This window comes from Dasania marina DSM 21967 (genome assembly GCF_000373485.1).
Lineage (GTDB): Bacteria > Pseudomonadota > Gammaproteobacteria > Pseudomonadales > Dasaniaceae > Dasania > Dasania marina.
The window spans coordinates 72454-88394 of the sequence record NZ_KB891585.1 but is presented as its reverse complement, the minus strand read 5'-3'; the positions used below and the strand labels follow the sequence as shown (position 1 = coordinate 88394).

Genomic DNA, 15941 nt, shown 5'->3' with positions numbered 1-15941 from the left:
TATGGCGGCCATCAGCGATCTCGCCGCACCGCCATACCACTAAGCTTGCTCATACTTATACTAAGGGCGCCTGTTTACTTTCAAAAAAATAACAACAATGAGGTAAAACAATGTCATCACGTATTACTGGCACCGTAAAATGGTTTAACAATGCCAAGGGTTTCGGCTTTATCAATCAGGAATCTGGCGAAGATGTGTTTGTGCATTTTCGCGCTATCGCCGGCGAAGGTTACAAAACCTTAGAGCAAGGTCAAATGGTAGAATACTGCCTGGTTGATGGCCCCAAGGGCCTGCAAGCAGAAGAAGTGGCTAAAGTTTCAGCCTGAACGTTTCTATTCAGTTTGACGACTAAGCTTTTGTAATAAGCTAGCAACACGACTAGCGTACTTTCTCCGCGGCCCTTCATAGTGATAAAGGCCGCGTAAGGACGCTTTTAGTCAGTTCTTTTTGTAAAAAAATGTATAATCATTGCTGGGCATTTTCAGCGCCCTGTCACGCTTACAGTCTACATTCATTGATACACAGAGACTCGGCCATGCTTATACGTCAACTCTTCGACCAAACCAGCTATACCTACAGCTATCTAATCGCCGATACCGACAGCGGCACAGCACTGTTAATAGACCCGGTATTTGAACAAACCGATTTATACATACAACTGCTCAGCGAATTAAAGCTAACACTTAAGTACGCCTTAGACACTCACGTACACGCCGATCATATCACCGCCTTAGGGGCGCTGCGCGAACGGCTGGGCTGCAAAACCCTAGTCTCGCAAGTATCGGGGCTGGCCTGCGCCGATCAATACGTCAGTGATGGCGATAACATACAGTGCGGCAATATTACCCTACAAGTGCTCACCACACCGGGCCACACCGACGACTCCCTATGCTTTTACCTAGCACCCACTGCCACCCAGCCACAGGGTTATTTATTTAGCGGTGATACCTTATTAATACGCGGCACCGGCCGCACCGATTTTCAAAACGGTAGCGCCGAAGATTTGTATCACAGCCTGTTTACTAAAGTGCTGACGCTGGCCGATAACACTGTGGTCTATCCTGCCCACGACTACAAAGGCTGGACCCAATCCAGCATAGGCGAAGAAAAAGCCAACAACCCACGCCTGCAAGTTTCCAAGGCCAGCGAGTTTATTAGCATCATGCGCAACTTAAAACTGGCCAACCCCAAAATGATGGATGTAGCTATACCCGCCAATCTGCAATGCGGGCAAAAAAAACCACAGCCCTTTGATGAGAGCACCGTCAACATGAAACGCCACACCGCCCTATTTACCACCGCTGAACAAATACAAGCCAGCGATGTAGCAGCCATAGCAGCCAAAGGCTACAGCCTGATCATCAACAACCGCCCTGATAACGAAGAACAAGGCCAACCCAGCAGTGCTGAGCTGGCCAAAGCGGCTGCTGACGCAGGCATACACTATGCTCACATCCCGATACAACGCAGCCTGCCAGCAAGCGCTATAGCTGAGATGGCGACCCAATTACAACAGGCAGAGGGCCCTAGCTTTGCCTTTTGCCGCACCGGCACCCGCTCTACCAACCTGTGGCTATGCACCTTGAAAACTGTTGAGCGGGCACAGGCTATAGAACATGCTAAAACTTTGGGGTACGATTTGAGCCTAGCAACCCACGCCCTACAGCAGTAACTGCCACTGTAAAAACAGTAGGCTATTTACTTAAAAATCATATAAATATAATTGGAGAAAACCATGAGCCATAACATAGTCATCATCGGTGGCGGCGCTGGCGGCATAGCAACCGCTGCCAGCCTATTAAAGCGCGATGCCTCATTGAATATCAGCATTATAGAGCCACAGAGCGAACACTATTATCAGCCTGGTTGGACTATGGTAGGCGGCGGTATTTTTAGCCAAGCTGAAACAGCGCGCCCCATGCAATCCTTAATACCCAGCGGCGTAACATGGCTACAAGCCTCTGTCAGCAGTTTTCAGCCCGAACAAAACCAAGTCACCTTGGATAACGGCGAGACTATCAGCTATGACGTATTAGTGGTTAGCCCCGGGCTACAGCTAGACTGGGGCAAGGTTGCAGGCCTAGAAGAAACCCTAGGTAAAAACGGCGTTACCTCTAATTACCGCTATGATCTAGCCCCCTATACTTGGGAGCTGGTACAAAATCTCAAAGCAGGCACCGCCTTATTCACCCAGCCACCTATGCCTATCAAATGCGCAGGCGCCCCACAAAAAGCCATGTACCTATCTGGCAGCCACTGGGCTAAAACGGGTGAGCTAAACAACATCAACATCAGCTTTTATAATGCTGGCCCAGCGCTATTTGGCGTCGCCGATTACATACCCGCGTTAATGGAATATGTAAAAAAATACCGCGCCTCGTTAGAGTTTAGCCATAATTTAATCGCGGTAGATGGCGACAAAAAAATCGCCACCTTCGCCGGTAAAGATGCCGACGGCAATGACGTAACCGTAGAGCGCGAATTTGATATGCTGCACGTATGCCCACCGCAATCAGCCCCCGACTTTCTTAAAGCCAGCCCTCTGGCTAATGAGGCTGGCTGGTTAGATGTAGACCAAGGCTCACTGCAACACAGCCAGCACAAAAACATCTTTGGCGTGGGTGATTGCACCTCTACACCTAACGCCAAAACCGCCGGTGCCGTTAGGCAACAAGCGCCTATAGTCGCCGAAAATATCGTGCGCCTGCTGAACAGCAAAGCCTTATTGTCTTGCTACGGTGGTTACGGCTCCTGCCCGCTAACCGTAGAGCATGGCAAGATAGTCTTAGCCGAGTTCAGCTATGGCGGTAAGGTGACCCCCACCTTCCCCACTTGGTTTTTGAATGGCCTAGTGCCCACCCGCTTAGCCTGGTTTTTAAAAGCTAAAGTTTTACCCTATGTGTATTTTAATCGCATGTTGAAAGGTAAGGAGTGGTTGGCCGAGCCTAAGGATTAATCGCGGTTGTTTTATACGAAAGTCGATTAAAAAAGCCGAGAGCAGCAGTGTAGCCCTCGGCTTTTTTAATGGCTGCATGCTAAGTCAAAAATGTCAGGGCAATAAATACTATGAATCTACTCACCGAAACCACCATCAGCTGCCCCTACTGCGGCGAAGCCATCAACGTGCTTATTAATGCCGAAGACTTAGGGCAGGACTACATAGAGGATTGCCAGGTATGCTGCAAGCCGATTACCCTTGTACTTTCGGACGATAACGGCGAAATCACTGTGTCGGCATACGGCGAAGATGAAAGTTTTTAACAGCTCACAAAAAATCAGCTCACGGCTAGTCTCCGCACAAAAACTTTAAGCTAGCAAAAAAATACCGGCCTAAGCCGGTAAAAATATTACGCGTTTAAATACTTAGCATGAAAGGCGATATGATCGGCCATAAAGCTGCTCATAAAAAAGTAGGAATGATCATAACCTTCTTGCAAGCGTATCTCAGCAGGGTAGCCCGCAGCAGCGCACGCTTCTTGTAATAGCTCTGGCTTTAATTGCTCGGTTAAAAAGTTATCGCCGGTGCCCTGATCAACCAACATGGGAATCTGTATTGCAGCCTTGGCAACCAGCTCTGTAGCATCATACTGACGCCATTCTTCTTTATTCACCCCTATATAATTACCTAAAGCTTTTTCACCCCAAGGGCAGCGCATAGGTGAGCTAATCGGCGCAAAGGCCGAAACAGATTTATAGTGGGTGGAGTTTTTAAGCGCTATGGTTAAGGCACCATGGCCGCCCATAGAATGGCCGAAGATAGACATCTTATCGCCATTGATGGCGAAATTCGCATCAATCAGCTCGGGTAGCTCTTTAGTGATGTAGCTATACATATGATAATGCTGGGACCACGGCGCCTGTGTTGCATCAACATAAAAACCCGCACCCAAACCAAAATCATAAGCAGCGTTTTCATCATCAGCTACACCCTCGCCTCTGGGACTGGTATCGGGGGCCACTATCGCCACGCCATGCTGGGCAGCAAACTGCTGAGCGCCAGCCTTAGTAACAAAATTATCATCGGTGCAGGTTAAACCCGACAACCAGTATAAAACCGGTACTTTACGACTGGCGGCCTCTGCTGGTAGATAAATCGAAAAGTTCATGGCGCAGTTTAACACCGCTGACTGATGGCTATAGCGCAACTGCCTACCACCAAAGGATTTATTTTCAGCAACTTGTTCTAGCGACATAGTACACCCTCTTTACATAACGACTTTATATAATTTGTTTTTAGCGCTTTGCCCTAGCGACTTTGAACTGGCGACTAGCGACTAATGCCCCCTATAATGGGTTATAATCGCCAACATATAAATAGGCATGTCTTTTCATAAGCCATGTCATAAGGTATGCCATAACGCATAGCTCCCCAGCCACTTTAAAACATGTAGAGCAAACGTGAAACTATCCGCCTTTGGTGAAAAATTTGCAGGCCACTCTGGTATCGTCGATTTAATGGACGACCTAGGCAGCGCCTTAAATGAAAACCCCGATATGATTTTTATGGGTGGCGGCAACCCTGCCCGCATCCCCCATGTTGAAGACGTTTTTCAGCAATGCCTAGAGAATATTCTTAGTCAGCCCGACAGCCGTCACAGTTTACTGGGTATCTACCAATCCCCTCAGGGCGAGCGCCAATTTCGCAGCGAGCTGGCGCAGTTTTTAAACAAGCAATTTGGCTGGCAGCTCAGCGCCGCCAATATCGCCATTTCTAACGGTAGCCAGGCGGCCTTTTTTATCTTGTTTAATTTACTGGCGGGCAAAATGCCCGACGGTAGCCAGAGCCAGATACACCTACCGTTAGCGCCTGAATATATAGGCTATGCCGATACCGGCCTCAGTGAGCCGCTGTTTAGCGCTACCAAGCCCACGATAGAACACTTGGATAATCGCCTATTTAAATATCATGTGGATTTTTCTAAGCTGCAATTAAGCGCTAGCACCGCAGCCTTATGTGTTTCGCGGCCCACCAACCCCACCGGCAACGTGTTAACCGATGAGGAAGTGGCGCACCTTAGCAGCATAGCCAAGGCTCACAACATACCCTTAATTATTGATGGCGCTTACGGCCTACCCTTTCCCAATATTCTATTTTGTGACGCCAAGCCGCACTGGGATGAAAATACCATCTTGGCCTTAAGCTTATCCAAGCTGGGCTTACCGGGTGCTCGCACCGGCATCATCGTCGCCAATGAAGAGCTGATACAGGCCTATACCAACGCCAACACCATCACCAGTTTGGCCTGCGGTAACTTAGGCCCCGCTATTGCCAAACAGCTATTTACTGATGATAAAATTTTAAACCTCAGCAACCAACATGTTAAACCTTTTTACCAGCAGCGCTCGCAGCAAACCTGCAGCTGGTTTCACCATGCACTGCAAGGGCTGAACTACCATATACACAAGCCCGAAGGCGCTATCTTTTTATGGCTGTGGTTTGAAGGCTTACCGATTAGCAGCCAAGAATTGTATCAGCGCCTAAAAGCCCGTGGCGTGTTAGTAGTGCCTGGGCATAACTTTTTTGTAGGCAACGCTGACGACTGGCCCCATCAACATGAATGCATACGAATATCCTATGCCCAACCCGAGGCCGCGGTAAAACAAGGCATAGTTATTATTGCCGAAGAAGTGCGCAAAGCTTATGAGTTGGCTTAAATAAAACGATAATTTGAACAATGGAGCAAGGTAGCTTCACAAGATACGTCATAAACACACTCTGTAAGCTAGGCGCTGTCATTTACGACGATATGGCGTAGGCCCTACAACTTGATAAGGCGCTTTCTATTCGCCCTGTCGTTAAATGCCTACTTATTTTCTTTTAGTTAGAAACCACTGAAGTCACGATCAGCATAATCAAAATATCTTTTGAAATATTATCTTAAAAAAAGCCTGTCCCTGGCTAAGATAGGCAGCTCTTCTGCTGCCCCAACGCCATCATCGCTTACCACTATACATTACAGCTAAAACTCGTAGCTAAAACTCATAGCCCAAACGTATACCCGCCGTGCGCGGACGGCTGGGGTTGATATCGGTATCGGAGTAAAACGATGATCCGTCCGGAGACTGTAACTAAATCTGTGTAACTGTCTATCATTAAACCCCAAAAAGGGTAAGGATAGACAGCCATGAACCACGACGAACTAAAAGCAATAGCCCAAGCCGCAGCCAAGAACATTAAGACGGAAGCTGATCTTAATGAATTCAGGCAGATGCTCACCAAAATCACCGTTGAAACGGCCCTTAATGCTGAATTAGACGATCATTTAGGTTACGCAAGGCACGAGACATCGGGAGCGAGTAATAGCCGCAATGGCTTTACCAGCAAGACCTTGCAGACCGAAGATGGCCAATTTCAAGTCGACACCCCACGCGATCGAGCAGGCAGTTTTGAACCCCTGCTGGTTAAAAAGCATCAGCGCCGTTTTACCTCCATGGACGATAAAATCCTCTTCCTCTACGCCCAGGGCATGAGCACACGGGAAATCGTCACCACCTTTAAAGAAATGTACGGCGCGGATATTTCGCCCACATTAATCTCCAAAGTGACTAACGCTGTTATCGATCAAGTTGTNGAGTGGCAAGCGCGGCCGCTGGATGCCATCTATCCCATCGTCTATCTCGACTGCATTGTGCTTAAAATTAGGCAGGATAAACAGGTTATCAATAAAGCGATATACTTGGCGTTAGGCGTAAATATAGAAGGCCATAAAGAGCTATTAGGCTTGTGGATATCAGAGAATGAAGGCGCTAAGTTTTGGCTTAACGTGCTGACTGAACTGCAAAATCGCGGCGTAAAAGACATTTTAATCGCCTGTGTTGACGGCCTCAAAGGATTTCCCGATGCCATTAATGCTGTCTACCCTGATACCCAAATACAGCTCTGCATTGTGCACATGGTGCGTAACGCCATGAAGTTTGTACCTTGGAAAGATTACAAGGCCGTAGCGGCAGATTTAAAACGGATTTATAAATCAGCAACTGAAGAGGAAGCCCTGCAAGCGTTAGCGCAATTTGCCGAGCGCTGGGACGATAAGTATCCGCAGATAAGCAAATCATGGCATGCCCACTGGCATAACCTCAATACCCTGTTTGCGTATCCTCAGGACATACGCAAAGCGATCTATACGACCAACGCCATCGAATCACTCAATAGCGTGATTCGTAAGGCCGTGAAAAAGCGCAAGCTATTCCCTAGTGACGACTCGGCCAAAAAAGTTGTTTACTTGGCGATACAGGAAGCTTCAAAAAAATGGACGATGCCGATAAGGAATTGGAAACCGGCCTTGAACCGATTTATCATTGAATTCGAAGGCCGTTTAACGGATTATATTTAACCCAGACAGTTACACAGAAATATTTACAGGCTCTCCGTCCGCCGCCGCATTACTGATACCACCGTCGTAATACTTTTCATCGGTTAGGTTTTCAACATAAACAGACACTGTCCATTGCTCTTCAGAGCGATAGCCAGCCGACAACTGCGCCTCGCGGGGGCCCCTAACATTCGTTGATAGATTAGGATTTAAGCTGGTAGCACGCTTGTCTTCCCAACTATAACTGAGGCTGCCAAACCACTCGCCACCGGTCACCGGGATGGCGGTATTTAAGCTGGCAAAATACGTCCACTCTGGCGCACCTACCTGCGGCTCGCCTTCACAAACATCGAGGTTTTCACAAAAGTTTTCTACCTCATTCACCTCACTATCAAACCAAGAGATACCCATCATAAAACGTAGCGTATCGGTGAGTACCGCCTGAGCCGTGCCTTCAAAACCATAACCATCGACTTGGCCTATATTACCTACCCGGGTAATATTGGGGCTGTCGGGATAGGCAAAAGTCAGCTGTTGATCGGTATAATCATAATAGAAGGCATTGGCGGTTAACTGCGCACGGCCCTCTAACACGGTACCTTTGTAGCCCAACTCGTAAGAAATCATCGATTCCTCATCAAAGGCGGCAGGCTTATCGCCGGCCGGCGTTAAACTAAAGCTATTAAAACCACCCGACTTTGAACCTGTGGTGGTGCTGAAATACAACAAGGTGTCATCATTGGGCTGGTAATTAATGGCCACACGCCAGGTCACTTCATCCCAATCGGCCTTGTCTGATAACACACCATTGGTAATCGGCGCCTGCACACCGCCATTAAAAACAGATTCGGCAGGCAGAGACTGCTGTGACATCTCTTTTTCATCATAGGTATAGCGCAGGCCCGTGCTAACACTCACACTCTCAGTAAACTGATAGCTTAAATCGACATAGCCGGCATAGCCTTGGTACTTGCCTACGGTTCTATTTTTATCTTCTATCAAGCCGCTGCTTGCAGGGGAAAAACCGCCAGCCGAATCAAAATAAGAAGAACCGTAATACGTATTATCGATATAGACGGCATAGGCACAGCTGCCGCCCCAGTAAATATTACAGTAGATTTCTTCGGACTGATTACCAGTAAAAACCGTATCAATGTTTTCCTCATAATAGGATACACCGGCATACCAGCTTAGCGCGCCATCGCTATTCGAGGTCAGCCTAAATTCCTGCTCTATATAGTCTCCCTCTTGATCTTGGCCATACCAAAATAACTCGGCACTGGTGCCGTCATAATCTTCGGCATAAGCATAGTGATGTGATTTATAACCGGTAATTGAGCTCAACACCATCTCATCAAGATCGTAATCGATTTGTAGGCCCACGCTTAAGACATTACCACCGTCGTATATACCTTGGCCCGTGCCGTTTAAATCTAAATCGCTAACATCCTCACCATGCTTGCCCCTAGCCGCTAGCGTAGGCAGGCCGCCATTAGCTAGTAAGGCATTAAGGATTGATAGGCCTGATCTTCTTTCGCCACATAAACCGTGCCACCTTGCTTTCTGTCTTCATATTCAACATAGAGATTGGCATCCATTTTTTCGGTAACAAATTTTGCCGAAATACGGGCGGCGTCTTTATTATGGCCTAATAATTTGTCGCCACTGGGTAAGTGATCTACCCAGCCCTCTTCTTCAGAGTGATAGCCCGCCACACGCAGAGCAAAGTTATCACTTACCGGAATATTGACCGCACCTTCGGCTACAAAAATATCCCGATCACCGGCATCCAACTCTACATAACCTTCTTGACCTTCTAGGCTAGCCTTAGTGGCATGTACGCTAATAGCGCCAGAAATAGCGTTACGGCCAAATAAAAACCCTTGCGGCCCACGTAAAACCTCTATCCTATCGATATCAAATAAGCTGCTAACGGCACTGCCATTTCTGCCTTGATAGTTACCATTTTTGTACATGCCTATAGAAGGGTCACCGCCATTACCAAAATCATTAGACACTATGCCCCGCACGGAAATAGTATCTAAAAAGCTATCCTGACTATTACCGCTAAGGCCAGGGCTAAACTTAATCATATCTTTAACATCGTTAAGATTGACCTCTCGGGCAAAATCGCCAGAGATGGCATTAATTGCCAGAGGCACGTCTTGTATGGATTCAGAACGCTTAGTGGCGGTTACCACCACCTCTTCTAAGGCCATAGGGGCCGCCATACTAAAAGATGATAAGCTAGCCGCCGACGCCAAGGCGATTAGCTGTATAGCGTTAACTAAAGGTTTTTTAATGAGAGTCTGCGAGCAAGAGTGATTTTTCATCATTGTAATATACCGGATTATTATAGTTAGGCTGTTCGATATTTGAGCTAGCATTAAAACCTAAAATCGTTCGCCACACTGTCAACAGCAGTATCATTTTGTCAGCCTATGTAAGCTGGCAGAAATAAACAAGCGCAGCACATATACCCCCAAAGAGCATATTCAACTATGCTATGGGCCATCGCCTATCAAATGAATGTATAGCAATGACCGATAACAACGAACACAGCAAAACAAAACTGCTAATTGTCGAGGACGACCTTCATATAGCCAAACTGCTAGAGCGTTTTCTAGTGAGCGAAGGTTTTCATGTAGAGCACTGTGATAATGGCTATGACGCCGCCGAGAAGATAAAAAAAACCATGCCTGAGGTTGTCATACTGGACATGTTGCTGCCGGGAAAAGACGGCATAGAAATCTGCCGGGAGGTCAGACCTTTTTACCAAAAAGGTATACTCATGCTTACCGCGCAGGATGATGACCTCAATGAAACCATGGCATTAAATTCAGGCATAGATGACTATCTAACAAAACCGGTTAGGCCGCATGTATTATTGGCCCATATTAACGCGCTACTTAGGCGGCTCAACGCAGAACCACCCAAAACCACGGTGCAAGTACAAGACTTGGTGATTAGCAAAGACAACCGCACGGTATTACGCGGTGAAAGCGCCGTGACCCTTAGCGACTCAGAATTTGAATTACTCTGGTTACTGGCATTACAGGCTGGAGAAACCGTTAAACGCGATGATTTGTTTCTGATGCTACGCGGCAAGCCTTATGACGGTATAGACAGATCCATAGATATGCGGGTGTCCGTGCTACGAAAAGCCCTGCAAAAAAACAACCCCGAAAACGAATACATAAAAACCTTGCGCCACAAAGGTTACATTCTTCTCAAATAATTACCGCTAACATCAACTTGGAGAAAGTCTCTTGAAAGGCCTCTTTGTACGTCTCTATATTCTTATTATTGGTTGTTTTTTACTGAATACCTTTTTAAATCAGTTACTTCTCAACACCACTTACAAAAGCCAATTCGCCAAAGAAACCACTTATTACGCCGAAACACTGGCTGAATCCTTATTAAGAGAACATAAAAACAGTAATACCGATTTGCATGAATTAATGCAATGGTGGAAAGAGCGCTCTGAAGTTAATTTTTATAATATTAAGCATATAGAGATTGTTAATATTACCGATGACAGACTGATACCGGTGAGCCCGCTTACCGAAAGCCGATTTTTATCTTTATCTATCAGCCGCTTTCTCGATACCGCCGAGCTAGCGGTACCACTCAAGCCTATAATAGAGCGCCTAGAGCTTGAATCTGATGAAGCTAATAGCCAGCAAGCCTTACTCATACAGTTTCACGATGCCTATGACTTTTACTTTAAAGCTAGCTATTTTATAGGTTTTGCTATGATATTTATTATTACGGCAACACTGGTTTACCTTATTACTCACTATTTATATCGCTACCTACAATCACTAAGCAAATCGGTACAATCTATAGCCGCCGGTCATTACAAAACCAAAGCGCCAGTCACCTCGGTAGATGCTTTTCAATTACTCTCTAATGACATCAACACCATGTCAGCCAAATTACAGGACGATGAAATAAAGCAACAAATTTTTAACGGTGCCATCAGCCATGAATTACGCAGCCCTATTACGCGGCTACGATTGGCTTTAGATATTTTAAACAACAGCAATGAGCAAGAAACTATTAAAGTGATGGGCTTCGAAATGGATAAAGCCCTTAACGACCTGGATCACTTAACCACTAATGTACTGCAGTTATCTAAGGCCTATTTGCAAAACAATCTCACCGAACAAAAACAAATATCACTACAGAACGTATTACACGACCTAATCGAACAACAAGAGGACACGCGCATACAGCTGCACTGCCACCACGATATCGTGCTACATGCCAATAACAGCCTGATAGAAACCGCTTGCGCCAATATTATAAATAACGCCTGTAAATATGCCAAACAACAGATACACATAAGCACAGAAAAAACCGCGAGCAATTACCTACTCACCATAGAAGATGATGGCCCCGGCATCGCCGAGCAAGAAAGAGCAAATGTTTTTCAGCCATTTTATAGAGTGGACAGCAGCCGCAGCCGACAAACCGGCGGCAGCGGCCTTGGCCTTGCCATAGTACTAGAGATTATTCGAAAAACAGAAGGTAACATCCATGTTGGGGTTTCGCCCTTAGGGGGAGCAAAATTTTCTGTAACCTGGCCTGTTGAAAACAGTTAATAATTTACAGTCTACAGTCTACAGTCTACAGTCTACAGTGATTAGTTTAATGCTACGCCACGCATACTTAGCGCGTGTAAACTAAGCGGCCATCAAACCAAGTACTTAATACTTGTGTATCGCTTATTTCGTTGGCTTTACCTTGCTCGGCCAGCGCCACTATATTTTGGCTAATAATAATAAAATCGGCTTTTTTACCCACTTCTATAGAGCCTAACATGTCAGCCTGGCTCATCGCTCTGGCGCCATTAATAGTGTAGGCGCGTAAGATAGAATGTATATCTAAGGCCTCACTAGCATTAAGCACTTTAGGGGATTCAACCTCATCGTAACTACGGGTAATCGCTTGCTCTATATTCACAAAAGGACGCGGATCACGGGTATCTACTGGCGCATCACTACCGGCAGTAATTACCGCACCTAGTTTTTGTAAGCTATTAGCTGGGTAAACATTAGCCGAATAGTAATTATTACTATTAAATAATTGCGCCCCACTACTTAAGCGATCAATGAAAGACTCCACCATTAGCTGGTATTCTGGGTCAGCGTTAGACCAAGCATGGGTAAAGGCCATGTAAATCCCTAAATCACCTATACGCTTTTGATCATCAGGATGTACCACTTGCGCATGCGCGATAGCATGTGGCAAATTATTATTACCATTCACTTTGCGGGCATGCTCTATAGCATCAACAGAGGCTCTTACTGCGGCATCGCCTATAGCATGGGCGTGAATTGTAAAGCCCTGTTTATCTAGCTCCAAGGCATAAGCTTTAACAAATTCTGGAGCAGTTTCAAAAACCCCATTATTGGTAATGCATTGCATAGGGTGAAAGCCATGGCGCGCAGTGAAAGCCTTAACAACATTCCTAGTCTCAAAACGCATAGGCGCTGCTTTCACTTGTTTGCAGGCTTCACTGTTAAAATCCACATAGCCTGTTAGCCGAGCTGTTCCCGTTTTATCATCGACACTAAAAATGGGCTGTTGATAATCCTGTAGCATGGCAGCATTGGGCAGCGTAGGAGGAAAGGCATAGGGGTTACCCTCTATAACACCATCTACCAAAATTTTTGCCGCATCAGCACGTATGTATTGTGTTTTAGCATATTCATCACGCACCACTTTAAAGCCGGCTACGGTAGCAGGTATGTCAGCAATGCTTAAGCGTTGTTCAATTCTGGGATAATCGTAATATTTTTTTATCGCCGCCTGTAAGCGAAAAGTCATATTGCCACTATCTTCCAACCACTTAAAGGCACTTAAGAAGCGCGGTTCCAATAGCGCATCCATAATAGAAGTAATACCCGACTGCGCTAATTTTTGCGCAACTTGTGGCATAAATTTTTCTGGGTTTTCATACTGAATAGAGCTAGGTGACTGCACTAAAGCCACAGCAGATTCAGTCAACCCGCCACTAGGCTCACCACCGGCATCTACCGCAACAAGTTCTTTATAGAGATGAAAATCTGTCACTAGGCTTTGTTTATTAATACCTACAACTGCACCCCGCTGATTTTCAGCCCTAGCCAATGCTACACTATTCACCGCATAGTGATGGCCATCATTGCCGCGCAATACGATAGGATGCTTCGCCGATACGGCATCTAATGCCGCGCGTAATGTAGGGTATTGTTGGCTGGGTTCATTGCCTTTATAAAAGTTCCACAAGGCCACATCCAACCATTGCCCCTCTGCAATTTGGTAACGTTGTATACAACTACGTAAAAAAGCCACCATGCTATCCAGTGACATAGCCTCACTGTTAAAGTCGCAGGCCTCACGTTCTACGATATCCAAGGCATGTATATGTACATCGTGAAAACCCGGCAGTAGCATTTTACCAGCCAAGTCATGCTGCTGGGTGTTATCGCCAATCAATTCAGCCACGCCCTGCTTAGAGCCTGTATAAATAATACGGCCATCGGCGATGGCCATAGTATCCACCACCGACGCATATTGGTCAGCGGTGTAAATAAAGGCATTTGAAAAAACGTGTTCCGCTTTGGTAGTGGTGCCAGCCTCTTTCGCATCGCAAGCGGTTAATAGAGCCGCAGACAGCAAAGCAGCACAATACTGTTTTATTTTTATATTCAACATAAATGACCTTTTTATTAGTCTTCTCTAATGAGGAAAACCCATTATTTTTTCAAAGGCTATGGCATCATCGCCACGTTCAAAAACCACTTTGCCATTCATCATTGTCATTTCAACTTTGGCTTTGTGTATATCGTAAACATCTATGTCAAACAGATTTTTGTTGACGACGATTAAGTCTGCTAACTTGCCTACTTCTATAGAGCCTATTTTAGTCTCCATATTCAGTTGGTAAGCCGCATCCAGAGTATAACCTCTAATCATTTCTTCCAGCGTTAGTAAGGCATTCACTGGTGGCGTGACAGGCATGGATTTTTCGCCATAGTATTTTCTAGTCATACCCATTTCTATATTGGGTAAAGGGGACAAACCAAACACTTCACCAGTCACCGGGAAATCACTACCGAAAGTAACCTTGCCACCGGTATCAATAATTTTACGGAACCTATAGAGCTTTTCCGCCCGCTCTTTGCCGATAGCAGCTATTTCAAACTCACCATCGGTGGCAAACCAAAATGGGGTAGTTTGCGCCACCACATTTAACTCGGAAAAACGTTTTAAATCTTGATCGCGTACTAATTCGGTGTGGCCTACGGAGTAACGATTAGTGCTATTGGGATTACGTTTACGCAGCACTTCAAAAGCATCCAACGCCTCATCCACAGCTCTATCACCTATGGCGTGTATGTGTATATCAAAACCAGCCTTATCGATAGCCTCGGCAAAATCTTGTAGCACTTTGCCCTCTAACAACACACTGCCTTTGTTACCTGGCTGATTATTATAATCTTCAAACTGGCCGGCGGTGGAGGCTTCTTTAGTACCATCATTGTGAATTTTCATCACCCTTGGCTCAACTAAGGGTGATGAATATTTTTGTTGGTAGCCCTGCAAGGTAGTGATCTCATCCGCCACATGATTGGGGCTTTGTATCATATTAGAGGTCACTAAACGAAAAGGAATGGCATCGGCCTTGGCCAGTTTAGCCACGCTGTCATAAGCCAGTTGTTCGAATTGTGAAAAACCTGCATCGTAAACTGTAGTAATACCAAACTGAGAAAAAATCGGAAATACTTGCTCAGCACCCGATAAAATGGACTGCTCAGTAATCATTCCCAAATCGGCTATCATGGGCATAAAAGCCATGCCCTCCACCATCCAACCGGTGGGTTCACCTTGCGCGTCGCGTTGGTAAAAATGGGTGCCTGGTATAGGGTCGGGGGTGTTTTTATTAATACCCGCCAGCGCTAAAGCCTTGCTGTTTACCCAAGCACTGTGGCCGCCCTCATCCATAATTAATATGGGCTTATCTGACACGATACTATCCAATAAATCCTTATTAGGACCTTCTGGTCCAAAGGTGGCGGCTAAAAAGCCCATGCCATAAAAAGCACTTACATCGGGGTGAGTTTTGACATAGCTTGCTATCTCGACCAGCCACTGTTCAACACTGCCGTTTAAATCTAAGGCAAATGCATGCGAACCACCCGCAGCCATCACCGGATGGGCATGGGTATCAATAAAACCCGGCATAATCATTTTGCCAGCCACATCAATAACTTTGGTGCCCTTGCTAATAATATCGCTAGCGCCTTGATTAGAGCCTACATAAATAATTTTGTTGCCGCGTACAGCCACAGACTCAGCCCAGGGTTTAGCCTGATTTTGGGTATAGACTTTGGCATTTTTAAACACATAGTCTGCTTGCTCGGCCGCCGCGGTATTAACCAACAACCCCGTTGCCATAGCCGCTACGGCAACATGCTTGAAGAGTTTTCTGCCTACTTTCATTATCATTACCCTTATGCGTAGTTTGTTAAAAATATAAGCTTTAACTATTTTTAGCAGCATAGGCAAACAACCGCCAAGGGTCAACAGTAAATAAGCTAAAGCTTACAATATAACTTGTGGCGAGCGTCTTAGCTG

The 15941-nt window shown here is 45.9% G+C and carries 13 protein-coding genes; 8 read left to right on the top strand and 5 right to left on the bottom strand.

Going from position 1 to position 15941, the window contains the following annotated elements; translation table 11 throughout:
* The first annotated feature begins 110 nt into the window (after positions 1-110).
* The 4 genes from B067_RS0109935 to B067_RS0109920 all read left to right on the top strand — a co-directional run bounded on the left by B067_RS0109935 (position 111) and on the right by B067_RS0109920 (position 3261).
* A complete protein-coding gene (locus B067_RS0109935) occupies positions 111-326 on the top strand; it encodes a cold-shock protein (protein WP_019529931.1) in 216 nt (71 codons plus the stop codon).
* 209 nt (positions 327-535) lie between these two features.
* Entirely contained in the window at positions 536-1672 is a 1137-nt protein-coding gene (locus B067_RS22300; RefSeq protein WP_338031271.1) for a TIGR01244 family sulfur transferase, read from the top strand.
* 63 nt (positions 1673-1735) lie between these two features.
* A complete protein-coding gene (locus B067_RS0109925; protein WP_019529929.1) occupies positions 1736-2956 on the top strand; it encodes an NAD(P)/FAD-dependent oxidoreductase in 1221 nt (406 codons plus the stop codon).
* Between the two features lie 110 nt (positions 2957-3066).
* The gene (locus tag B067_RS0109920) at positions 3067-3261 is read left to right on the top strand and encodes a CPXCG motif-containing cysteine-rich protein (protein WP_019529928.1); all 195 of its coding nucleotides are present in this window, start codon (positions 3067-3069) and stop codon (positions 3259-3261) included.
* A gap of 86 nt (positions 3262-3347) precedes the next feature.
* Here B067_RS0109920 and fghA read toward each other — a convergent pair whose 3' ends face one another.
* Positions 3348-4193 (bottom strand): S-formylglutathione hydrolase, encoded by an 846-nt coding sequence (gene fghA / locus B067_RS0109915; protein ID WP_019529927.1) that lies wholly within the window; start codon positions 4191-4193, stop codon positions 3348-3350.
* Between the two features lie 205 nt (positions 4194-4398).
* Between fghA and B067_RS0109910 the strand changes: the two genes are divergently transcribed.
* Both B067_RS0109910 and B067_RS0109905 read left to right on the top strand, forming a co-directional pair.
* The gene (locus B067_RS0109910) at positions 4399-5655 is read left to right on the top strand and encodes a valine--pyruvate transaminase (RefSeq protein WP_019529926.1); all 1257 of its coding nucleotides are present in this window, start codon (positions 4399-4401) and stop codon (positions 5653-5655) included.
* Positions 5656-6125: 470 nt separating this feature from the next.
* Positions 6126-7334, top strand: coding sequence for an IS256 family transposase (locus tag B067_RS0109905; protein WP_019529925.1), 1209 nt, complete (start codon positions 6126-6128; stop codon positions 7332-7334).
* A gap of 9 nt (positions 7335-7343) precedes the next feature.
* Here the strand turns inward: B067_RS0109905 and B067_RS20145 are convergent, their stop codons facing one another.
* Both B067_RS20145 and B067_RS20140 read right to left on the bottom strand, forming a co-directional pair.
* Positions 7344-8798: a TonB-dependent receptor gene (locus tag B067_RS20145; protein WP_276201904.1), complete on the bottom strand. Its 1455-nt coding sequence runs from the start codon at positions 8796-8798 to the stop codon at positions 7344-7346.
* Between the two features lie 11 nt (positions 8799-8809).
* Positions 8810-9649 (bottom strand): TonB-dependent receptor, encoded by an 840-nt coding sequence (locus B067_RS20140; protein WP_169335564.1) that lies wholly within the window; start codon positions 9647-9649, stop codon positions 8810-8812.
* Between the two features lie 203 nt (positions 9650-9852).
* Between B067_RS20140 and B067_RS0109895 the strand changes: the two genes are divergently transcribed.
* Together B067_RS0109895 and B067_RS0109890 are read left to right on the top strand one after the other, a co-directional pair.
* On the top strand, positions 9853-10551 hold the full coding sequence (locus B067_RS0109895; protein WP_019529924.1) for a response regulator: 699 nt from the start codon (positions 9853-9855) through the stop codon (positions 10549-10551).
* 31 nt (positions 10552-10582) lie between these two features.
* Positions 10583-11920 carry an ATP-binding protein gene (locus B067_RS0109890; RefSeq protein ID WP_019529923.1) on the top strand — a complete coding sequence of 446 codons (1338 nt, stop codon included), beginning with the start codon at positions 10583-10585 and terminating at the stop codon, positions 11918-11920.
* 67 nt (positions 11921-11987) lie between these two features.
* On the opposite strand, the gene B067_RS0109885 is transcribed toward B067_RS0109890, so the two are convergent.
* Positions 11988-14018, bottom strand: a complete 2031-nt coding sequence (locus tag B067_RS0109885) for an amidohydrolase (RefSeq protein WP_019529922.1) — start codon at positions 14016-14018, stop codon at positions 11988-11990.
* A 24-nt stretch (positions 14019-14042) separates the two neighbouring features.
* Complete coding sequence (locus tag B067_RS20135; protein WP_169335563.1) at positions 14043-15806, bottom strand: amidohydrolase; 1764 nt, start codon at positions 15804-15806, stop codon at positions 14043-14045.
* Positions 15807-15941: the final 135 nt, after the last annotated feature.